Below are 21,946 nucleotides of genomic sequence, written 5' to 3'. Positions count from 1 at the left end.
CGGCCGGGTTACCTCCACCGGTCTGTTGGACGACGGGGCGCTCGTCGTGATCGGTGACGAGCGCCCCGGAAACGAGTCGAGCGGTGACCTCGGCCAGCTTTTCGGGACGCGGTCCGGTCGCCTGCTGATCAGCCGCTCATGCCGCGTGTCGGTTGACCGGCTTGCGCTCCGTGACGTCCCTACGTGTGACCGCGAGGTACACCACGAGGCCGAGGATGACCGCAAGGAACAGCGCACTGGTCACCACGGTGCCGAATCCCAGGCCGCCGTCGGCAGTCGACTGGGACAAGTAGTCGCCGATGGAGGCACCGAGCGGACGGGTCAGGATGTAGGCGACCCAGAAACTGCAGACCGCATTCAGGTCCAGCGTGAATCGCGCCAGGGCGACTGCGGCGATGGCCATGGCGAACAGTACGGCCGACAGCCAGTAACCGAGGTCCATACGTTCGGAGACGAGATCGCCGGCCGCAGTGCCGAGGGCGAAGGTGAACAGGACGGCAAGCCAGTAGAAGGACTCGCGGCCGGTGGTGTCGATGTGGTGGATGGACAGCGTCCGCTCGCGCCGGTACCAGACCAGAAACACGATCGCGAGGAGCAGGGCGAACACGATGGTGCTTGCCTCCAGCGGCACACCCATGTTGTCGGTGAGGTTGTCGCTGATCAGCGTGCCGACGATGCTGATGAGCGCCACAGCGAGCCAGTAGATTCCGGGTCGGTAGGCCCGCGTGCGGAACTGCACGACCAGCACGATGGCCAGCAGGCCGCTCATCAGCACCGATACACCGGTCAGGCCGAGTCCTGCGTTGGAGTTCAGCAGATCGGCCGCAGTCTCACCGACGGTGGTGCACAGGACCTTGATGAGCCAGAAGTAGACGGTGACTTCGGGCACCTTGTTGTAGCGCGACAGAGTGCGCTGTGGAGGGACCGGTTCGTCGACTGCGGGAAGTGCGGCGTTTCCAGGGGATTCGTAGGTCATGGCTCCCGACCGTGCCATCGGACACCTGAACGTATCCTGACCGCCGCGTGCCCCAGCCCGACCGGTCTGACCTGCGGCAGCAGCATGCACTGCCGGAGTCCACCGCATGGAGCGGCGGCCCTTCCTGCTCCTGTCACGACAGTGGGCCCCCGTTGCCATGGCTGCGACTGCCCGCCCTACTCGGCCGTCGACCGGATGACCGGCTGACGGGGCTCGGACGCGGTGCCGGTGCGCTGGGGAGCGAGGAAGAGGGCCATCACGGGGACCAGATACAGCGTCCAGATGATGATCTGGAGCAGGGTGGGGTCGGGCTGGAAGTTGAAGACACCCTTGAGGAGTGTGCCGTACCAGGAGTCCGGGGGGATGGTGGTGCTGATGTCGAAGGCGAGATCGGTCAGCCCGGGCAGGAAGCCGGCTTCCTGGAGGTCGTGGATGCCGTACGCGAGGACGCCGGCGGCTACGACGACGAGCATGGCTCCGGTCCAGCGGAAGAACCTGGCCAGATTGATCCGCAGGGCACCCTTGTAGAACAGCCATCCGAGCGCGGCGGAGGTGGCGAGCCCCAGCAGCGCGCCGATGAGCGGGCGGATGCCGTCACCGGTGGCTTGCACGGCGGTCCAGATGAACAGAGAGGTTTCCAGGCCCTCGCGCCCCACGGCGAAGAACGAGGTCACCACCAGCGCGCCGGTGCCGACGGCCAGGGCTGCGTCGAGCTTGCCTTGGAGTTCGCTCTTGAGGTGGCGAGCGGTGCGCCGCATCCAGAAGACCATCCAGGTCACCAGGGCCACCGACAGGATGGACAGGGTGCCGCCGAGGGCTTCTTGAGCCTGGAAGGTGAGCGTGGAGGAGCCGAATTGCAGGAGGGCGCCGAAGGCCAGGCTGAGGAAGACCGCCAGCACGACTCCCACCCACACGGGCAGCAGTTGCCGCCGGTTGCCGCTCTTGACGAGGTACGCGACGAGTATGCAGACGACGAGGCTGGCTTCCAGCCCTTCACGCAAGCCGATCAGGTAGTTGGCGAACACGCCGAGTCCTTCCGTCGGTTGGAGGGGAAACGCGGGGCGGTCGATGAGTGCACTGGGTCGCCTGCTGGGCAGTCCGAACCGGTCATCGAACAGCGCTGGGCCGAAGCCGGGGGACGTAGTCGGACGCGACGGCGCGGCGCGGCGCGAAGGAGACTGACGCCCCTCGGTGAATGTGTTGACCTCACGCCCATGGCGTGTGTCGACTCATTTCACGACGGCAGCGGCAAGCTTGGAGAGCGGTTCAGCGAGCGCGTTCACTCCGTCGGAGAGTTCCTTGCGCTGGGGTCCGGTGACGGTGTCGTAGGAGGCGTAGGTGTAGTCGCCGTCTGTGCGGTACTTTTCCAACAGCGCGGGCAGTGCGACGAATTGGCTGTCGAGTTCCTTGGTCAGGGCGCTGTCGTTCCTGGCAGCGATCGGCTTGAGCAGCTCGTAGGCCTTTTCAGCCCCCTCAAGGTTGCCCTTGAAGTCCACCAGGTCGGTGTGGGAGTAGCGCTCTTCTTCGCCGGTGACCTTGTTTCGAGCGACCTCGTCCAACAGGCTCTTGGCACCGTTCGCCATCGAGGTCGGGGTGATCTCCGCGGTGCCGACCTTCGTCACCCACGTGTTCAGGTCGGTCATCAGCCGGTCGGCGAGTTGCTTCTCGCGGGCGCCGATCCTCCCTCCTTGCCACAGCGCCTTCTCCAGTCGGTGCCAGCCGGTCCAGTCCGTGGCCGGATCCTGACCCGCCTCGAGGCCGTCTTCGCGGACGTCGACCTTCGGGTCGATGTCGCCGAAGGACTCGGCGACCGGTTCGGTACGTTCCCATCCGATCCGGGAAGGTGCGTAAAGCTTCTTCGCCGTCGCGACATCCCCGGCCTTGACGGCATCGGCGAAGGCCTGCGCCCGTGGCAGGGTCTGGTCAGCCTGGGCAAGGACGTACGAGCGGTAGGCGGCCACCGCCCTGTCGGCCTCAGGGCTCCGCGCGGCGGCTGCGTTCTTGCCGGTGACCGTCACCTTCTGACGGATGCCGTCCCCCTTCATGCCCGGCTTGCAGGCAATCTGGTAGTCGCCCGACTTGATCTCTGTGGTGATCGACGACTTGGTGCCCGGCCCGATGTTCTCGCGTTCCGCTGCGATCCGGTCGTCCGGGAACAGCACGTACACCTCGGTCACCGTCGAGCCGGTGTTCTCGACGCTCACAGTGACATGGCCGGCGGGGAACCGAGTCCGAGAGACCTCGCACTTGGAGTCCGACGCCGTGACTCGAACCGATCCGTCGCCGCCGTCGGATTTCTGTGCGCACCCCGACAGCGATACGACGGCCGCGGTGGCAGTGGCGGCGCAGGGCAGCAGGTAACGCGAACTCGCGGACATGGAGGATGCCTCGTTTCACACGTGAAGGAAGGCGTGGGCGAAGGCCCGATCGTCCGTTGAGTCTACACAGCAGTAGACGGTGAGGAAAGGCTTCCCTTAGTGTCGAATGCGAGTGCTGTGTCAGTGGGAGGGGATCTCGCCCTGGGCGACCTCGACGCCGCGGTGCAGAAGCGCGGCTCCGCCGAGGGAGGATGCGGCGGCCCCGGTGCACACCAGAACCATGGCCAGCAACGCCGGAACGATCCGCCGTGTCGGTGCCTCTCCGAGGAGTGCCCGGACACGGGCGGGCACCGGGCCGGTCACAGCCCCGGGAATCACCACCGGCAATCGGGTACCTCCCCGCCGGTGAGCGGCGGCCAGAGCGGCGCGCCCCACGGCGTGCGCGGTGAGCCTCCGGTCTCCGGCCCCGCGGGCGGCAGCCTCATCGGCCGCGCGCTCAGCCGCGAAGGAAACGGGATGGACGACGGCGGCCAGCGCCGGATGACACTGAGCGGCGATGAGTGCTGCGGCGAGAAAGAGGTGATGGCGACCGGCCAGATGGGCGCGCTCATGAGCGAGGAGCACCTCGCGTTCGTCACCGCCCAAGGCGCGAAGCATGCCCGAGGTCACCACGATCCGCCCCCGCCCACGCAGGCCGTCGGGCAGCGCATAAGCGTCCGGGTGCGGGTCATCCACCACACAAAGCCCTCCGGCGTCCGGTAGAGCGGCGACACTTCCGCGGGCGGTACGGAGACGGCGCACCTCCGACGCCACGCGCCGCGCCGCTGCGACAGCGGTGACGGCCGCAATGCTGGCGGCCAGCGCCGAAATCCCCAGAACCAGCGATTCGGGACCGGCCTTGAGCGGCTGGATCAAATCCACCAGGACGGCGAGCTGAGGAACCTGCAGAGCGAGCGGGGCGAGCAGGGCGCCCAAGCACGCCACCACACCGAACCCGAGTGCGGCGGAGGCGGCGGTGATCGACCACAACGCGACGTCCGGCCGTACCCGCTCCGCGGTACGCCGGGCCAGAGGCGGCAGTAACCAAGGGAGGACAAGCGGGACGAGCAGCAGCGCGATCATCGTTCTTCTCCCTCGAGAAGCCGCCTCAGCTCCTCTTCGTCGGCCTGACTCAGCCCTTTGACGAATCGCGCCAGCACCATGCTGCGGTCACTGTCCTGATCAAGCTCGTGATGCATCCGCCGCGCTGTCAGCCCGTGTGCGTCATCCATCGGAAAGTAGACGAAACCGCGCCCGCCGGGACGCCTGCCGATGACGCCCTTCTGGTGCAGACGTGCGAGCAGCGTCGCCACGGTCGTCCGCGCCAACGGTTGCGGCATCGCCTCCCTGACCTGCGCTGCCGACTGCGGCCTGGCGGCCGTCCACAGCGCAGCGAGGACGCTGGCCTCCAGCTCGCCCGCCGACCGCCGCTCACCGTCGATCTCAGCCACCGGCCAGTCCCCTCTCTCGGATCATCCACAGCACACAGATCGACTACAGCACTGTAGGCGCAACGGTGCCCGCTCTCGACTCCCGGAAGCGCGGTGCGTGCCGATACCGCCCGTACCAGGGTAGAGCCAGGTCCGGGGCGGCGGTGGGGGCGATCGGCGTGCCGAGCGATAAGACGTGCTGCACGCCAGGCCGCGGAAGAAGCTCGGCTGGGACGGCCCGGCCGAGCGCTTCTCCGGCTGTTGGGGAACGTCCCCGACACCGTGTGCGACGATTTGTTGAAATCTGCCCACGCCGGATCTCCATCTCCGTGGCGCCGACCATGGCGCACGTCACAGGAACCCCGCCCGGGCGGCGGAGAGGTATCTACTGTGAGGGACACGGAAAACAACCTGCGCCGACGTGTGCGCGCCGGGGATCGCGACGCGTTCGCCGAGCTGTACGAGCAGTGCGCCCGGACCGTCTACAACCACGGGTTGCGGCTGACGGGCGACTGGTCAACGGCGGAAGAAATCATGGCGGAGACGTTCTTGACCGCTTGGCGGGTACGGGAGCGGCTCGAGGCCGACGGGGGTTCGCTCGTTCCCTGGCTGCTCGGCATCGCGACCAACAAGGCGGAGAACGCCCGGCGCGGATCGCGCCGGCGCCTGGCCTTCCTGGTCCGGCAGCCACAGCCACCCGCTGTCGGCGATTTCGCGCCCGAGGTCGACGGACGCATCGACGATGCGCGCCGCCTGCGCGCCGTGCAGATCGCGCTGCGCCAACTGCGTCGTCCGGAACGGGAAGTGCTCTCCCTGTGCGTGTGGTCGGGCCTCGACTACCAGCAGACCGCCGAGGCGCTTGGCATCCCCGTCGGCACCGTGCGCTCACGCCTGTCGCGGGCCCGCGCCAAGCTGGCCAGGCTCACCGACGAAGAGCCGGGAAAGGCCATGGAACCGCACACCGGCCGCGGAAAGGTAATCAGTGAGGCCGCACTCGCGGCCCTGCCCGTGCGGGAGGAAACCGTATGACGAGCCATGACACCCGCCGCCCCCAGGCCCGGCGCACCGACGCCGATGACATCGCCGGACTGCTCCCGGCGCCGGCCGAGTGGGACGTTCCGCGCGAGCGATACCTACACCACAAGGAACTGCTGATGCGCCAGATCGACCGCGACCAGGCCCTCGACCGCGCCCGGCCCACGCCCGGTCCCCGTCCCTCCCGGCCGCTGCTGCGGCCCGCAGTCATGGTGCCGGTCACGGCATTGGCCATCGGTGCCGTGGCCCTCACGGTGGTCACCGCCACCGGCGACTCGGACCACTCCGCCACCGCAGGCCCCTCTGGGCACGCCACCACCAGCGACACCACGCGTCCCGCCGCCGCGCTTCTCGGCCGGATCTCCCAGGCCGCGCTGAAGAACGACGCCACTGCGGTACGCGACGACCAGTTCACCTACAGGCGGGCCAAGATCCGCGAAGCGGATCTGACCAGTGCCAAGGCCGTGGTCGGCCCGCTGAGGGATATGGAGAGCTGGGAGTCCCAGAAGCAGGGGCCACTGCTCAAGCTCGGTATGGACCGGGTCGACGGCGAAACCTCTTCCATCAACGCCGAGTTGGGGGACACGCACGGCACCCCGGCGGGCCTCGGCCGGCCCACCTATCGGTGGCTCGCCGCCTTGCCGACCGACCCGGACAAGCTCCTGTCATATCTCGATGCGAAGACGCCGAAGACGGCGAAGGTTCCTGGCCAGGGGCACAATCAGTTCGTATTCGAGCAGATCGGCAGCCTCATCAGTGAGGCGATGCCGCCCCGGACGGCTGCCGCCCTCTACCAGGCCGCCGCCCGGATCCCGGGAGTTGAACCGGCGCCCCAGGCCCAGGATGCGATCGGTCGCCGCGGCGTCGGCATTGCCCGCGACGACGCCGCCTCCGGTACCCGCACCGAATGGGTCTTCGACAAGGACGGCCTCGCTCTCCTCGGCACCCGCAGCTACCTGATCAAGGACACCTCGTACGGGAAGAAGGGCACCCTGCTCTCCAGCACCGCCGAGCTCGAACACGCAGTGGTCGACAAGGCGGGCCAAGAACCCACCGGAAACGGCTCGCACGCGTCGATGCCGAGCCGACAGGACAGCTGACCCCGCACCGTGGCCGCGCCCGACGAGTCGCCCTCGTCGGCCGCCAGGTGAAGCAGTGCAGGCCGCCGCCCTGAGTGCCTCACACTCGGCCGGCTGTCATCTGCCACCGGATCCGCCCTGAGGAAACGCGCCGATGCTCACGGCGCCGGTGACGGGCCCGGGTGCTCATGGGCTCGTGATCGATCCGTGGCCCCTCGCCGTGCGGCTGAGTCCGGTGGTCAGTCGCACATGACACATGTGCGACTGACCGACGAGGGCCGGGTACGGCCCGTATCCCACACGGCACGGCAGCAGTTCGAGGCCGTGTGCTCTGCAGAACCGGTGAGCCATTTCCCACGTTCGCCAGTTGGGTGGGGGCGGTGTTCTGATGTGAAGAAGCTCCTGGTGGACGGGTTCACGACCAAGATCGCCTGTCCGCCAGGAGCTTCCGCGCGCTTGCGTATCCGTCGGGCGTCGATGTGTCCACTGCAAGCCCGCGCTTCCCGTCCGCCTACCTGTGCGCCAGCCGCCGCCGCGGCACCCGATGGAGCCGACTGCCCGTGGGGTGCCGTCGGTGACCAACATGAGGTTTCCGTCCTTGATGAAGGCAACACGGCCCCAGTCCATTCCGCCATAACGTCCGTCCCCCACAGAGAGTTTGAGTGGCCATCAGGAGCTGCCCTCTGGAGGGAGCGCTGCATCGGCCCACCGCTCCCCAAGAGCCCTTGGCTTCTGGCCGCGATCCAGTTGCGGGTGCTCCCCGCACGCTGCGATCTGGCCCCATACCGGCACCGCACCTGTGTGACATGGATCACCTGCGTCGGCCTCGCGCCGCCGTCACGGATCCTGCGGCCGTCCGGTCCTAGGTTGCAGACGGCAGCCGAAGCGTTCCCGGTGGACGGGAACGGTGGGTGGTCCACCACAGCCTCCGCCGTCGTCCTCACCCGTGTCGGCGACCCAAGTGAGAAGACGTTGAACAACTCACCACAGCTCAATATCGACGAGACGCCTGCCAAGGCACCGATCACGACGCTCGAAGGTCTGCGTGAGCACCTTCAGTGGGCGATCGAACTGGAACACGCGACGCTGCCGCCCTACCTCTGTGCCCTCTACTCGCTCGATCCGTCGCGGAACCCGGACGCCGTCCAGGCCGTCAGCGGGGTCTTCGTCGAGGAGATGCTGCACCTCGCGCTGGCGGCGAACCTCCTGAACGCGGTCGGTGGTCAACCCGTTCTGGACGCACCCCACATGCTGCCCGCCCACCCGCGTGCCCTGCCCCACGGCGACCGCTCCATGCAGCTGTCGCTCCTCCCGTTCGGCCCGGATGCCCTGGAGATGTTCCTTCGCCTCGAACAGCCGGCGCTGCCCGACGCCCGGGCAGAGGGAGACGACTACGAGACGATCGGGCAGTTCTACGACGCGATCGAACAAGGTCTGCGCCACCTCTGCGCCGAACTCGGTGAGCGGCAGGTGTTCAGCGGTGACCCGGCTCGCCAGGTCACGGCGGGGCCCTTCGGGCACACGAGCGGGAAGCTGACCGCCGTCACCGACCTCGCCTCGGCGCTGGCGGCGATGGAGGAAATCGTCGAACAGGGCGAGGGGACGGAGCGTGGCGCCGTCTGGGACAGCGACCAGGACGTCTTCCACCCCGAGCGCAACGAGGTCTCGCACTACTACCGCTTCCTCGAGCTCAAGCTGGGCCGCCGCTACCAGCCCGGTGACACGCCGCAGACCGGACCGACGGGCGAACCGGTGGTGGTCGATCCCGAAGGCATCTACCCGATGCGTCCCAACCCGCGACTCGACGATCACCCTGCGGGCGATCCGATTCGCGGCGCGCAAACCCAGTTCAACCAGTCGTACTGCACACTGCTCCAGCAGTTGGAGCAGACGTTCAACGGCCGGCCGCAGACGCTCGGGGCCTCGATGGGCACGATGTACATGCTCAAAGGCAAGGCGCAGAGCCTGCTGCAGACCCTCGACGGCGATGAGAACACGGCCGGCCCGACGTTCGAGTACGTCGCACCCGAACTCCGCCCCTGAACCCCGCAGGCGCCGACGGGAGATCGCAGGACGGCTCGTCGGTGCGAAGCGGTGAGCCGTCCGCGCCCATGGTGCGGGCAGGAGCATCCATGATCACGTAAGCCTACGGAGGGCAACAAACGATGACGACGTCCAAGAGTGATCTTCCCGCACCCGAGCACGGCCTCCTCCTCACCCACTTCCTGACCGTGCGCGACGTGGCGGTCGCGCGGCAGTTCTACGCGGACGTCTTCGGCGGTGAGGTCGTGATGGAGGAGAACCCGGCAATCGTGAAGGTCGCCAACACCTGGATCATCATGAACCCCGGTGGAGGACCGACTCCCGACAAGCCGGATGTCACTTTGGAAGTGCCCCGGAGCGGCGATCGAGTGTCCGGTTTCCTGAACGTGCGCGTGGCCGACATGGCCTCCTTCTACGCGCACGCCGTCGCGAAGGGGGCCCGCTTCCTGACCGAACCCCTCGACCGCACCTCCGAACTGCGTTGTTATCTGCGCGACCCCGACGGCTACCTCATCGAGGTCGGCCAGTCCACCGGCCTGCTCAGCGGAATTCTGGCCGCCCGGCCGAACGGGGACGGAGACACGTCGGACGGACCGGCTGCTTAGTGCCGAGGCGCGCCACGTAGGCATGCGAGCGCGACGATCTGCACATCGCGAGCAGGACCCCAGTCGGTAAGGCGTCCCCGCACCGGTGGGGCGGCCGCCTGAGTCGACCGGAGACGTGCCCGGCACCATGCGCACTGTGCGCAAAAGGCTCTCGTCCGGAAAAACCCGGCGCGTGACGCCATGCGGGCACGAGCGTGAGGACGTGGTTGTCACGTCTGGCAGGGCTACCTGGTCATAGGTGCAGGGGCCGGTGGCCCCAGCCGCGTCCCGGCGGCTGGGGCCTGCGGGTCCGGACGCAGTTGTGAGAGGAGTCGACGAGCGGTGGGGCGCGACAGGACGTGTACCTTGCGGGCGGAACGACCGGAGGCGGACGACCTCCGGGACGCCGTGGTGGTGTTCGACAGCCTCCGACCCAGGCTGTTCGGCATCGCCTACCGGATGCTCGGCAGCGCCGCGGAGGCCGAGGACGTGGTGCAGGACGCGTGGGTGCGGTGGCAGACCACGGACCGTTCGGCCGTCCTTGACGCCACCGCCTTCCTGTCGACGGTGACGACACGGCTGGCCGTCAATGTAGCGACGTCCGCGCGGAAGCGCCGCGAGACGTACGTGGGACCGTGGCTCCCCGAACCGGTCGACACGGGCGCCGATCCGGCCGTCGGTGCGGAACGGGGCGAGGCCCTGGACTTCGCGGTCCTGCTGCTCCTGGAGCGGCTGAAGCCGAGGGAGCGGGCGGCCTACGTACTACGAGAAGCCTTCGACTACTCCTACCGGGAGATCGCTGCCGTCATCGGCTCCAGCGAGGCCAATGCCCGCCAACTGGCACGCCGGGCCCGTACCTACATTGCCGGTGAGCGGCGCAGCCACGTCGGTGCAGACGAACACCGCAGGCTGCTCGACAAGTTCATCACGGCGGCCCGGACCGGTGACCTGGCGGCTCTCGAGGCCTTGCTCGCCTCGGACGCGGCCAGCTATTCGGACGGCGGCGGCGTACGAGGCGCGTCGCGTATCCCGGTGTTGGGCAGGAGCCGTGTCGCGCGGTACATCGTGGCCTTCCAGCCGCGTTTTTGGCCGGGTACCCACACTCGCTGGGTGGAGGCGAACGGCCGTACGTGTGCGCTGATCACTCGTGGCATGCACGTGATCGCCCTGCTGAGCGTCGAGGCGGGCGCGGATGGCATCAGGCGGCTCCTCTGGGTGCTCAACCCGTCGAAACTCAACGGTTTTTCGTCCTTGGCCTGACACCCGGGCACATCGCGAGGTCACAGGCCTGCCCGCACACCCAAGAGCAGCGATGTCCCCCTGCACGGGCATGTCACGGATCCACCGTGTCCTCGGTCATTCCCATGAGGTGTCCATGGTTGCCCACCGCCGGGAGGACGGTTGCCTCCGCCGGTGGGCCGGACCCCATGACATCGAGGACCTATGGAGGTGCGACACCATGTCGAACAATCCGCAACACGACCACGGTCACGTTCATCACGGCGGCGCTGAGGACGGCCCGAGCTGGACCAGGGCGGCGAAGCTGCTTCAGGACGCCGCGCCGATCACTGTCCCCGAGGGCGCCTCGGCGATGACCATTCATGTGGAGTGGGAGCCCGGCGATCCCGGCACTCCGCCGCACCGCCACTCGGGTCCGGCGTTCGGCTACGTCGTCGAGGGCGCTGTGCGCTTCGAACTCGAGGGCGAGCCCGAGCGCATCGTCGAGGCCGGCGGCACGTTCTGGGAACCGGGCGGCGACGTCATCCACTACCAGGACGGCAACGCCCTCACCGACGCCAGGACTTCGTTCGTGGTCACCATGATGTGCGCGCCGGGCAAGCCCATGCTCGAACTCGTCGACGCAGAGGAACTCGAGCAACGCGCCCACCTGCGCGCTCCACGGCCCTGACCTGTCCTCCGCCCCGCCCGCCCGCCGGTCACGGACACGACCGGCGGGCGGGCGAGCGCTGGAAGAACGAGCAACGAGCAAACGGAGGTCACCATGGCAAACGAAAGTGTTCTGCACCCGAGCCTGATCGTCCCGGTCGGGCACGTCGAACCCGTACCGCGCAGGATCAGGGGACTGATCGGAGGCCGCGTCGTCTTCGACACGCGGCGTGCGCTCTATGTGTGGGAGTGGCGCGCCTACCCGCAGTTCAGCATTCCGGTGGAGGATCTGGTCGACGGCGTGCTCATCGACGACGATCACACCGAGCACCGCGGCGCCGGCCCCGCTCGCCGGCACACACTGCAGGTCGGCTCGGAGGTTCGCGAGGGTGCGGCATGGGTGTGGGACGAGGGCAGCCCGCAGTCTCTGCTCAACACCGTGCGCTTCGAGTGGGACGCGCTCGACTCGTGGTTCGAGGAGGACGAGCCCGTCTTCGTGCACCCCAGAAGTCCCTACTCTCGCGTGGACGCGCTGCGATCGGCCAGCAGCGTACGGGTGGAGCTGGACGGGGTCGTGCTCGCGGAGGCGCCCAACTGCGTGAAGCTCTTCGAGACCGGCCTGCCGACCCGCTACTACGTGGAGCGCATGCATGTCGACTGGACGAAGCTGCGCCGCTCGGACACGGTGACGCGATGCCCTTACAAGGGGACAACCAGCGGCTACTGGTCGTTCGACAGTGACACCGCTTCCCACGAGGACATCGCCTGGGCGTACGACTTCCCGACCATTCACGCCAACCGCATCGCGGGCTTGGCAGCGTTCTACAACGAGCATGTCGATCTGTACGTCGACGGTGTTCTGCTGCCGAGGCCCATCGACCCCACCCGGGGCCCTGCCACGTAGTCCTGAATACCGCGTCGTTCGGGAGCGAACGGCCGACGGTGCGACCCCCGCCGGAGGTCGGCCTCCTCCAAGGTGGCAAGCAGCAGGCCGCGCCCCGGGCGTACCCCTGCTCGGCCCCGCGGACCCCTTTTGGCTGTCGGGGCCTCGCCGGGAGCATGAGGGTGCCCGATTACCCTCCGTGACAAGGGGAGTGCAGGGGCCGACCCGTCCTGAGTCTCCGTGAGGTGCCGGTGAGCCGCACCGCCGACACCGTCCGTCGCCCATTGATTGCGGAAGGGAGCCGGAGCGAGACACCTTTGCCACTGCCGCAAGGGGCACCGCACTCGGACGACGGAAGCACATGCACTGTGCTGCTGCCGCGCCACCCCAACCCGAGACGGGGGCGGCTGCGAGGTGCAGCGCGCCTCTTCGACGGGGGGCATCACCTGCTCCCGATGGGGAACCTGAAAAGGGGGCGGACTAGGCGTTTCTCCGGTGAGGGGAGGCGGCCATGACGGGTCAGGGTGGTTCCCGGGAGGCGGTTGCCAGGGCCCTCGACGCTCTCGGCACGGGCGCCTTCCTCACGGACCCACGTGGCTGCATCGTGGGAGTCAACAGGCGCGGCGAACAACTCCTGGCGCGCCCGGCCTCGGGTCTGCTCGGTCAGGACGCCCATGACCTGCTGCATCGCAACAGCCGCGGCGAATCCGTGCCGAGGTCCCAGTGCCGGCTCCGGGCGTGCATCCTCGCCGGGCGCACGGAACAGGGTGCCGACGAGTGGCTCGAGCGCGGGGACGGCACGCTGCTGCCGGTGGCATGGCTCGCCACCCCCTGTGACATCGATGTGAGGCCGTCGATCACCCTCGTCCTTTTCCACTCGGCAGGCTTGGCGGAACGGCCCGAGCAGCAGCTGCTGTGCGGCGGGCGGCTCTCCGATCTGCAACGGCTCGCGCTGCTCGCCGAAACGACCACCTTGCTCACCTCCACTCTCGACATCAACGAGGCGCTGCACCGCCTGATCGGCCTCCTCCTGCCCCGCCTCGCCGACTGGGCCGTGATCGACCTGATCAGCGAGGAGGACGAGGTGCTCCGCTTCGCCGTCGCCCACGCCGAGGGCGGAACCGTGGTGTTCCGGGAGGATCTCCAGGGCCCGATGCCGCCCGTGCCCATGGAGTCCTCGATGCCTCTGTCCCGAGCCCTGCGCGGCGTCGCGTCGAGCCGCATCGGTCCCGAGACCTACCAGGGACGGTCCGATTCCGGCATCGCGGTCGAGCAGCGGCGCCTGTTCGAGGTGACCGGCATGCACTCGGCCGTCGTCGTCCCCATCCCCAGCCTGCGTGACGTAGACGTACTCGGTGCCATCACCCTCGGCCGTGCGGACCAGCCCGAGCAGTACACCTCGACCGACGTCGCCCTGCTCGAAGACATCGCTCGCCGGGCCGGCCTGTCCCTCGAGAACGCCCGCCTCTACCAGCGGCAACGCAAGGTCGCCGAGACCATGCAGCGCCATCTCCTGCCGCATCTTCCGCATGTCGCCGGCCTCGGCATGACCGTCCGCTATCTGCCCGCGCCGGACGCCTCGCAGGTCGGAGGCGACTGGTACGACGCGTTCACCCTGACGGACGGCGCCACGGCCGTCGCCATCGGCGACGTCGTCGGACACGACCTGGACGCGGCGGCAGGCATGGCCCAGCTGCGCAACATGCTTCGCGCGTACGCGTTGTCCCAGCAGGAGCCGCCGAGCAAGATCGTGGAATGGCTCGACCATGCGATCCTGCACATAGCGGAGGTCTCCATGGCCACATTGATCTTCGCCCGCATGACGGTGAACGAGGCCGGTCAGTGTGAGCTGTCCTGGACCAACGCGGGCCATCCACCGCCCCTGTTGGTCAGTCACGAGGGCTTGGCCCAGTACCTGACCGAGGGCCACGGAATACTGCTCGGCGTCGCGCCCGACCGGGTCCGTCCGGATGCGACGGTGCAGTTGCCGCCCGGCGCGACCCTGATCCTGTATACCGACGGCCTGATCGAGTCTCCCGGCCACTCCCTGGACGAGGGCCTGAACCGGCTGCGCCGGCACGCGGCCGCCTTGGCCCACCGTCCTCTGGAGACATTCACGGACCAGTTGCTGGCACGGGCACGCCCACCCGACAACGACGACGACGTGGCCCTTCTGGCGATGCGGGTGCCCGGTTCGTGTGCTCGAGGTGCGCCGCCATCACTTCCAGGAGCGCCCGGTCCGACCTGACTTGACCACCGACACCAGGCCTCGACCACCGTTACGACGGGGATTCGAAATCGGCGGTGGCCGTCATCGTCGGCCCGACCGGATACACGCCGCGGGCCGCGCGCCATAAGAAACGCCGACACGATGGTCGCTCTCGACGAGGAACACAACCAACGGCAGTCCTGCGGAAGCGTTTTCAGTTCGGACAGCGCCGGATGTGCACTGCCGGCTGGACGCGCTCGCTCACGCCCACCGCCGCTGAAGAGGAAAAGCGTGCCCACGACGTGGCAGGACGGCCAACTGGTGTGGCCCTTCCGCCGCTACTGTCACGCCGTTTCGGCGTACCGCTCGCCCGCGTAGGCTCGCAGCACCGGCACGACCGCCGCCAGGCCCCCCGGCAGCCGGTCCAGCCCAGGCAGGACGTAGGCCCGATGACCGTCGGACAGATGGCTCGGATGGTCGTGGGCGTGCGTGCCCGGCAGCGGCCACACGGTGAGGCAGGGACGGGAGTCGGAGCTGTACTGCTGCGGCCCGACCGAGACGGTGGCTATCTGCGCCCACCGGAAGTACCTCTCCTCACCGGCCACCTCGCGCATGCCGATGCCTGCGCCCCCGATCCGCAGCCGCAACGGCTTGCGCCAGCGGACGTAGGAAGAGCGCACCTGAATCCAGAAGACGAGCGCGGCGAGGGCCAACACCGTGAGGGGGATCCCGGCTCCTGAATCGTAGTCGGCCTTCTCGGGGTGGCGGATCAGATACAGGTTGAGCAACACGAACACCGTGCTGCACAGCAGCGCCAGTATCGTCCAGACGACCGCCTTCCGGCCGGCGCCCTGGTCGGCCGTGAAGGTCCGCTCACCGCCGGGGACACTCAGTTCGGGTCCGGCGACGGTCACCGGGATCGGTGGCCGTACCGCACGTGGTGCCGTCTCGAAGTGGGCGCCGCCGTGCCTGGCGAGCGCAGTGGTGAGCTGCGAGACGCTCTGGTCGAGGTCCGAACAGCTCACCAGGGTGTAGCGATTCCGGCCGTCCCAGGTGCGGTCCTGCTTGCGCGGTAGCGTCACGCCCGGCGCCGTCCAGAGCATCAGCCGCGGATCGGGCGGCGTGGTGTCGCTGTCCGCCGCGCGATCGTGCCACAGGGCGACCGCGTCGATCTGCTCCCAGGACAGCGCGGCGTCGTGCAGCGTGATTCCGCGGCCGTCGATCTGCAACCGGAACGGACGCCGCGCCTTGCGCAGCTCGTTCCACCCGTGCCAGACCGCCAGCGCGGAGAAGACCCCCACGAACGCTGCGCCGGGGACGGCGTTGCCCACAGAGCTGATCAGCCATACGAGCGAACCCGCCAGCACGACGAGCCCCCAGCTCGTCCACCGCATCCCGCGTCTTCTCAACGTCCGCTCGACCGTGAATTCCATTGCCCCGTACCCCCCTTGTCGTTCTCTCCCCGCACCATGATGCGGCCCTTCACCAGCCCGTCCGGGCCTGCGGATGGGCTGGTTGCCCTTCTGTGACGCGCGCGGGACACCAGCCCCCTTGTCGTCTCCGTCCGTTCACCGTCCCGGCCCCACCAGGACTGCTTCGCCGTGCGGTGGGTGGGCGACGAGCAGGGAAAGTCGGGAGTCGGGCGTCAGGGTGGGCCGACGCGGTCGGAAGCGGGTGTTGCCCTCGCGCGCCCGTGGTCGGTCCGTCCATCCCTGCATCGCGCACGGCCGTCGACGTTGCGACGGCCCGCGTGCCCGGCGACTTGCCGCCGCGGTGGGCGGACGGGAGGGGGGATGCGCTGGTGGCGGGTTTCTTGGAGCAGGTGAGCGAAGTCGTGGGCGCGGTAGCAGGATCCGCGGTCTGTGACGGCCGGCTCGATCCGGGTGATCCCGTGCGTGGCGAGGAATGCTTTCGCCCTTGTCACGAAGTCGATCGCCCTCCTGGACCTCTGGTCCGGGAGGGCGTTGGTGCCGGCGGGCCGTATGTGCCCGTCGAATGCTTCAGCCTCCGACTTCAGACGGTCTTGAGGGCCCTTTGGAACCAGTGGTGGGCGTAGGGCTCGTCGTTGAAGGACTCGACTTCGGCGAAGCCGGCTGTCTCGTAGAGGTGCCGCGCCTCGGTGAGTGTCTGGTTCGTCTCCAGCCGCAGTGTCGACATCCCCCGTATTGAGGCTTCTTTCGCAAGGCACTCCAACAGCCGCCGGCCCAGCCCGAGCCCGCGGACCCCAGAGGAGACCCATATGCGTTTGACCTCGGCGATCCCGGTGTCGGCGTGGAGCTTGAGGGCTCCGCATCCGACGGGCGATCCCTGGACCGTCGCAACCAGCAGCAGCCCGTTCGGCAGGCTCATCTCCTGGTCGCCGGCCGGGATGCTCTGCGATGGATCGAAACCGCCGTCGAACCGGCGTCCCAGCTCGGTGAAGTAGGACCGCAGGCAGAATCGGGCGTCCGGGTCGCGAGGGTCGGTGATCTCTATGCGCACGAGCGACGCGATGACGAGCTTTTCGACTTCGGCCATGGCGGCAACCAGACGCTCGCGCTGCGACGCAGTGAGCGGCTCAAGCATCGAAGCCGCGAGTTCGTCGTAAGAGCGATCCAGCAGCGCACGCTCGGAGGCACCGGCGTCGGTGAGCCGCACCGTCCGCACCCGGCCGTCGTTCTGATCGGGATCGGTGGTCACGAGCCCTTCGGACTCCAGACGCCGAAGTTGGCGACTCACATATCCCGAGTCGAGGCTGAGCCGGGAGCGCAGCACGCGGACCTCTGCGCCTTCGGATCCGATCTCCCACAGCAGCCGCGAGAGGCCGAGGGAATGCTCGCGTGAAAGGTACGCCTCCTCAAGCGCCCCGACCCGTTGTGTGATGACCCGGTTGAAACGCCGGACCGCCTCGACCTGCTCACCTTCCATTCTCTGACCATGGTCAGAGAATCGCCGAGCAAGCAAGTCATCCGTCCGGCGTCAACAACCTCATGACCCGCAACGGCCGGGCGGGCTCATTCACCCGTGCCGCCCCGGGAAGGGCGGTTAGGTGAGGACCAGCCAGCGGCGGCCGTCGATGAGCTCTCGGGCCGCGTCGAGGTGGCCGGCGTGGCACGCGGTCTCGGTGATGACGTGCAGCAGGACGTCGCGAAGGCTGTGCAGATGCGGTTCACCGAAGAGGTCGTGGGGCCACCAGGCCAGGTCGGCATCGGCAGGGGTGGCGGTGATAAGGGCGTCGGAGAGTTCTGCCTCGTGCCGGTATGCGTCGAGTACCTCGACGGCCGGGACTTCCGGCGCCACGTTCCACGCTTCGTCGCCGCTCGTCAGTCCATGGATGATCTCCGGATCCCCGGCGACGACCGCGCGGAACCAGAAGCGCTCGACGTCCAGCGCGAGGTGCTGGACCAGCCCCAGACAGTGCCACCCGGAGGGCAGTACGGGCCGGCGCAGAGCCTCCTCATCGAGCCCGTCAAGGATGCCCAGAACGTGGCGGCGCTGGCCTTCAAGGGCCCTGAGAAGCGCCCCTACCTCACTGTCCAGGACTGGTTCGCTCAAATTTTCGGTCACGACCGTCCAGGATCCCTCATTTTCGGCGGTGACGCAGGGGGTTCTCGGATACCCGGGACACACATGAGGGGGAGGTCGGTCCGGCTTCCTGCCGGCCTTGTCTCCGACATGCCCCGCTCGCTCGGTGCACGATCACTGCTGGGCCCCGCTCCGGGTCACCGCGAGTGCCCGGCGGCCGTGAGGAGCGCACTGTACGTCTCGCCCGGGTCGGCGCTGAGTGCGGCCTTCGCCAGGCGGGTGTCCTCGTCCGCGATGACTTCGAGGGCACCGGCCTCGAGCCCGTCCAGGGCTTGGCGCACGACATCCGCCGGGTCGTTCTTCGGGATGTCCCAACCGCTCATCATGTCGGTGTCGGTGGCGCTCATCAGCAGGCCGGTCACGTGGGTGCCCTGTTCGGCCAACTCCAGGCGGACGCCATTGGTCAGGCTCCAGGCAGCCGCCTTGGCCGCTGCGTAGGAGTTCGCCCCCGGATAGGAGAGCCACGACATCCGCGACAGTACGTTCAGGAACGCGCCTCCACCATTGGCCGCGAGCACCGGAGCGAAGGCGCGTACGACGGCCAGCGTGCCGTAGAAGGAGGTGTCCAGCTCGCGACGGATCTTGTCCAGGTCGCCCGTGACGAGATCCTGGTTGAGGCTGACGCCTGCATTGTTGACGACGAGTGTGACGTCCGAGGCGGCCTCGGCCGCAGCGGTGACGGACGACGGGTCGAGGAGGTCGAGGCGCAGGCGTTCGACCCCCGTGACGTCCACGCGTTCGGGGTCCCGCGCGGTCGCGTACACCTTGGCGCCGCGCGCGAGGAGCTGCTCGGCGAAGTGGCGGCCGAGGCCACGCGAGGCCCCGGTGATCAGTGCAGTGCTTCCTGAGATCTTCATGTGCTCACCGTATGACGCACATAGTGAGTGAAGCGATGGCTGTCTGGCGCAATGAGATGGCCATTTGTCTTATGACGGTGCTCAGGTAGGCTGCATCTGTGGATTTGCTCGCAGAGGTGCTGGCGCTGTCGGATGTGCGGGGAGCGGTCGGCGCGCGGATCGAGGCCGGCGAAGACTGGGGCTGGTGGTGGACCTCGGCGACGCCGCGCGCGTCGCTGCACGCTGTCACCTCCGGGACTGTCTGGGTGGGTCTGCCCGACGGCGCGCCCCTTCAGCTGATGCCGGGGGACGTCGTCCTGCTGCCCGGAGGAGCCGAGCACGCACTCGGCAGTGACCCGGCAGCAGTGGCCCGCACCGGGCCGCACACGTTCGACGACTGGCATGCCACCGCCTCGGGAACCGTGTCGATCGGCACCGGACCGGTGCGTGCCCGCGTCCTGTGCGCCGAATACGACCATGATCAGAGCGTCTCGACGCAGATTCTTCCCCTGCTGCCTGAGGTGCTCCATCTGCGCGCCGACAGTGACCCGGACGGGTTGGCCGAGGACACCGTGCGCCTGCTCGGCCGCGAGCTCGCCGCCCCGCGTGCGGCCACCGGCGTGGTTCTCGACCGGCTGGTGGACGTACTGCTCGTCCAGGTGCTGCGGGCGTGGCTCGCCTCCGGCGGGGCGTCGGAACCTTCCTGGCTGGGGGCTCTCGGTGACTCCGTGGTGGGAGCCGCCGTGACCAGGCTTCATGAGCAGCCCGCACGACCATGGACGACTGCCGCCCTCGCCCGTGAGGTCGGCGTCTCGCGGGCCACTCTCGACCGCCGCTTCGCGGCTGCGACCGGCGAGTCGCCGGGCACCTACCTCACTCGCTGGCGGATGGACCTCGCGGCCCGGCGGCTACGTGACACGGACGACAGCCTCGATGCGATCGCAGCCTCGGTCGGCTACTCCTCCGCCTATGCCTTCAGCCGGGCCTTCCGCCGGGCGCGCTCCCAGCCGCCGGGCCAGTTCAGGGCGACAACCCGCTCCGAAGACGGTCCGGCTCCGACCGGCGTTGCCACTGCGGCCGTCTGACATGGCCGACACGAGCATGTCCGGGCCGATGAGGTCGTGAGGTCGGTGAGGCGGGTGGTCGGCCGTCTCCCGGGCGGGCCCTCAAGCTGCGACGAACTGCGCTGCCGGCTCCGTCACATGGTGAGGGGCCGGGATCGAGGTGAGTCTGAGGTCTGGTTTCCGGCGTCTTCCGCATACCTGGCCAGTCCTTGCACCATGCGCTGCATGTAGCGAGTCAGATACCAGCGCCAAAGCAGGCCGGTCAGTGGCAACTTGGGTGCGAACTCCGCCGACCAGACTATGTCGGTGCCGCCTTCACACGGCTGCGCGAGTTCGACGGCCCCTCGGTAGAAGCGGAACGGTCCATCCACGTTCTCGTAGACGAATCGCTTGTCCTTGGCCAGCTCGACGATCCTCTCGTGCGAGACGGCCCGGCCGGTTCGAAAGATCCTGGTGTCTCCGGCCTGCTGAGCATCGTCCGGATTGCCCGCCGCGACCTCGGCAGCGTCGATCGGCGACCACAGGGGCCAGGTACCCGCGCGGACAAGGGCTGAGTAAACGACATCGGGGTTCGCTTGCGAGTGCGCTGTCACGGAATAGGTGAACGTCATTTCTCGAACGTAGGCCGGCGGTGGTGTACGAGAACATGCGCCGGATTGCCCACCTGTCGATCACATCTTGCGGTGCTTGCGGTAGACCGACGGCCGGACGCCGACGTGGCGCAGGAACGCCGATGACAAGGGGCCGGGGCCGGCGAAACCACACCGTCGGGCGATCTGCTCGATGGTGAGGGTGGTCTCCGACAGCAGCCGTTGTGCCAGCTCGATGCGAAGCCGCGTGAGATACCGATGTGGCGTCTCGCCGGTGGCGTTCCGGAAGACGCGTACGAAGTGGTAGACGCTCAAGTGCACCTCGGCCGCGATGTCGGCGAGGGTGAGAGGCTCGGCCAGACGGTCCTGCATGATGGAGACGCCTTTGCGGACGGCGGCGTGCTCACTGTCCGGTACACGCGGATCCCGCCCGCGAGACAGCAGGTGTACCGCGAGGAAGGCGGCAGCCGACTCGGCGTACAAGTCACCCGCCTCCCGATGAGCAGGCAGTGACTGCACGAGGTGTTCGAGCATCGGGTCGCCCATGCCCAGCGCGGCGGACATGGCCTCGAAGTCCGGTCGGCGTCCACCCAGTTGAGCCGCGGTCCGCGCGATGACAGCGTGCGGGATGTGCACCTGGACGGTGGACAGGGCGGAGGTCGCTGCATAGCTGCGCACGGTCGAACGACCCGGCACCATGAGTTCCAGCCGCCCGGCCGTCCAGCGACGCTTGGCCGATGTCCCTTCGGAGCTGACCCGCATGACGGCTTGCCCGGCAGTGCACAGCACGAGATGCACATCGCAGGTGCCGGGCAGGTGCAGGTACTCGACCTGGCGCGCGTGCACGAAGCACTGCACAAGCAACGAACTCCAGTTGGAGTCGTTCCAACTGCAGTAGCTGCGCCGTACGTACTGTGCCATGTCGACATCGCCGTACGGCGCCAGATCGAAGTCGGGCGAATCGAACATGCCGGGAGCTTAGCGATACGCGATGCGGACACGAGGCTTGGCTGCGTCCTTGGCCGCTCGTGCAGCCGGCGTACCAGGGGAAAGGGACAAGCGGCGCGGCGCCCACAGACAGACGGGCGGGGTTCCCGCGGCGTCCACCGCAGCGAGGGCGGAGGTCGCCCGGCACGCGCAGCAACTCCTGACGCCGACCGGCTTCCGACCTGGCCGACGGCCGGAGGACCACGTCGGGCGACTTTGAGTCGTTTCCCACCCGCCCGGACTCCGCAACGGTCCGTCTCGGAACGTTCGCGCAGATCTGGCGCCGCGTGCGGTGAACTCGTCCGGCCGATCCTTGCGGCGTGGGTGACGGCGGCCGGTTCCCTGATCGTCTGCCCTTCGCCCGCTGGTCGGGTGAGGCGCCACGGTCGAGCCGACCGGCGAGCAGCCGGCCAGGCTCGACG

The 21,946-nt window shown here is 68.4% G+C and carries 20 protein-coding genes; 9 read left to right on the top strand and 11 right to left on the bottom strand.

Annotated features, from left to right (window positions below; all coding sequences use genetic code 11):
- Positions 1 to 136: 136 nt before the first annotated feature.
- The 5 genes from ACSHXN_RS02490 to ACSHXN_RS02470 form a co-directional block, all read right to left on the bottom strand.
- On the bottom strand, positions 137 to 976 hold the full coding sequence (locus tag ACSHXN_RS02490) for a COG4705 family protein (protein ID WP_438302534.1): 840 nt from the start codon (positions 974 to 976) through the stop codon (positions 137 to 139).
- A gap of 176 nt (positions 977 to 1,152) precedes the next feature.
- A complete protein-coding gene (efeU, locus tag ACSHXN_RS02485) occupies positions 1,153 to 2,001 on the bottom strand; it encodes an iron uptake transporter permease EfeU (protein ID WP_438302533.1) in 849 nt (282 codons plus the stop codon).
- Between the two features lie 204 nt (positions 2,002 to 2,205).
- Positions 2,206 to 3,354: an iron uptake system protein EfeO gene (gene efeO, locus ACSHXN_RS02480; protein ID WP_438302532.1), complete on the bottom strand. Its 1,149-nt coding sequence runs from the start codon at positions 3,352 to 3,354 to the stop codon at positions 2,206 to 2,208.
- 120 nt (positions 3,355 to 3,474) lie between these two features.
- Entirely contained in the window at positions 3,475 to 4,416 is a 942-nt protein-coding gene (locus ACSHXN_RS02475) for a M48 family metalloprotease (RefSeq protein ID WP_438302531.1), read from the bottom strand.
- Positions 4,413 to 4,784 (bottom strand): BlaI/MecI/CopY family transcriptional regulator, encoded by a 372-nt coding sequence (locus ACSHXN_RS02470; RefSeq protein ID WP_355140311.1) that lies wholly within the window; start codon positions 4,782 to 4,784, stop codon positions 4,413 to 4,415. Before ACSHXN_RS02470 ends, ACSHXN_RS02475 begins: the two co-directional genes overlap by 4 nt.
- 390 nt (positions 4,785 to 5,174) lie before the next feature.
- Here ACSHXN_RS02470 and ACSHXN_RS02465 point away from each other — a divergent pair, with 390 nt between their 5' ends.
- From ACSHXN_RS02465 to ACSHXN_RS02430, 8 genes are all read left to right on the top strand, one after another.
- A complete protein-coding gene (locus ACSHXN_RS02465; RefSeq protein ID WP_356112599.1) occupies positions 5,175 to 5,792 on the top strand; it encodes an RNA polymerase sigma factor in 618 nt (205 codons plus the stop codon).
- Positions 5,789 to 6,898 (top strand): CU044_5270 family protein, encoded by a 1,110-nt coding sequence (locus ACSHXN_RS02460; RefSeq protein WP_438302530.1) that lies wholly within the window; start codon positions 5,789 to 5,791, stop codon positions 6,896 to 6,898. The genes ACSHXN_RS02465 and ACSHXN_RS02460 overlap by 4 nt, the downstream gene beginning before the upstream one ends.
- Before the next feature lie 846 nt (positions 6,899 to 7,744).
- Positions 7,745 to 8,920, top strand: coding sequence for a ferritin-like domain-containing protein (locus ACSHXN_RS02455; protein WP_438302529.1), 1,176 nt, complete (start codon positions 7,745 to 7,747; stop codon positions 8,918 to 8,920).
- Positions 8,921 to 9,042: 122 nt separating this feature from the next.
- Positions 9,043 to 9,525, top strand: coding sequence for a VOC family protein (locus tag ACSHXN_RS02450; RefSeq protein WP_355140314.1), 483 nt, complete (start codon positions 9,043 to 9,045; stop codon positions 9,523 to 9,525).
- 345 nt (positions 9,526 to 9,870) lie between these two features.
- Complete coding sequence (locus tag ACSHXN_RS02445) at positions 9,871 to 10,764, top strand: RNA polymerase sigma-70 factor (RefSeq protein WP_356112497.1); 894 nt, start codon at positions 9,871 to 9,873, stop codon at positions 10,762 to 10,764.
- A gap of 199 nt (positions 10,765 to 10,963) precedes the next feature.
- Complete coding sequence (locus tag ACSHXN_RS02440; protein ID WP_356112496.1) at positions 10,964 to 11,413, top strand: cupin domain-containing protein; 450 nt, start codon at positions 10,964 to 10,966, stop codon at positions 11,411 to 11,413.
- A gap of 93 nt (positions 11,414 to 11,506) precedes the next feature.
- The gene (locus ACSHXN_RS02435) at positions 11,507 to 12,295 is read left to right on the top strand and encodes a DUF427 domain-containing protein (RefSeq protein WP_355140316.1); all 789 of its coding nucleotides are present in this window, start codon (positions 11,507 to 11,509) and stop codon (positions 12,293 to 12,295) included.
- Positions 12,296 to 12,785: 490 nt separating this feature from the next.
- Positions 12,786 to 14,522 (top strand): SpoIIE family protein phosphatase, encoded by a 1,737-nt coding sequence (locus ACSHXN_RS02430; protein WP_438302528.1) that lies wholly within the window; start codon positions 12,786 to 12,788, stop codon positions 14,520 to 14,522.
- A 305-nt stretch (positions 14,523 to 14,827) separates the two neighbouring features.
- Here the strand turns inward: ACSHXN_RS02430 and ACSHXN_RS02425 are convergent, their stop codons facing one another.
- From ACSHXN_RS02425 to ACSHXN_RS02410, 4 genes are all read right to left on the bottom strand, one after another.
- A complete protein-coding gene (locus tag ACSHXN_RS02425; RefSeq protein ID WP_438302527.1) occupies positions 14,828 to 15,916 on the bottom strand; it encodes a hypothetical protein in 1,089 nt (362 codons plus the stop codon).
- Positions 15,917 to 16,496: 580 nt separating this feature from the next.
- Complete coding sequence (locus ACSHXN_RS02420) at positions 16,497 to 17,426, bottom strand: GNAT family N-acetyltransferase (RefSeq protein ID WP_438302526.1); 930 nt, start codon at positions 17,424 to 17,426, stop codon at positions 16,497 to 16,499.
- Between the two features lie 81 nt (positions 17,427 to 17,507).
- Positions 17,508 to 18,029, bottom strand: coding sequence for a DinB family protein (locus ACSHXN_RS02415; RefSeq protein WP_438302525.1), 522 nt, complete (start codon positions 18,027 to 18,029; stop codon positions 17,508 to 17,510).
- A gap of 155 nt (positions 18,030 to 18,184) precedes the next feature.
- The gene (locus ACSHXN_RS02410) at positions 18,185 to 18,904 is read right to left on the bottom strand and encodes an SDR family oxidoreductase (RefSeq protein WP_438302524.1); all 720 of its coding nucleotides are present in this window, start codon (positions 18,902 to 18,904) and stop codon (positions 18,185 to 18,187) included.
- A gap of 98 nt (positions 18,905 to 19,002) precedes the next feature.
- On the opposite strand from ACSHXN_RS02410, the gene ACSHXN_RS02405 reads away from it, so the two are divergent.
- Positions 19,003 to 19,968: an AraC family transcriptional regulator gene (locus tag ACSHXN_RS02405; protein WP_438302523.1), complete on the top strand. Its 966-nt coding sequence runs from the start codon at positions 19,003 to 19,005 to the stop codon at positions 19,966 to 19,968.
- 113 nt (positions 19,969 to 20,081) lie between these two features.
- On the opposite strand, the gene ACSHXN_RS02400 is transcribed toward ACSHXN_RS02405, so the two are convergent.
- Both ACSHXN_RS02400 and ACSHXN_RS02395 read right to left on the bottom strand, forming a co-directional pair.
- Positions 20,082 to 20,558 (bottom strand): SRPBCC family protein, encoded by a 477-nt coding sequence (locus ACSHXN_RS02400; protein ID WP_355141861.1) that lies wholly within the window; start codon positions 20,556 to 20,558, stop codon positions 20,082 to 20,084.
- A 60-nt stretch (positions 20,559 to 20,618) separates the two neighbouring features.
- On the bottom strand, positions 20,619 to 21,506 hold the full coding sequence (locus ACSHXN_RS02395; RefSeq protein WP_438302522.1) for a helix-turn-helix domain-containing protein: 888 nt from the start codon (positions 21,504 to 21,506) through the stop codon (positions 20,619 to 20,621).
- Between the last annotated feature and the right edge of the window lie 440 nt (positions 21,507 to 21,946).

Origin of the sequence: Streptomyces sp. HUAS TT11, from assembly GCF_051553595.1 — a bacterium.
Classification (GTDB): Bacteria; Actinomycetota; Actinomycetes; order Streptomycetales; family Streptomycetaceae; genus Streptomyces.
This window is presented reverse-complemented; position numbering and strand designations above follow the sequence as displayed.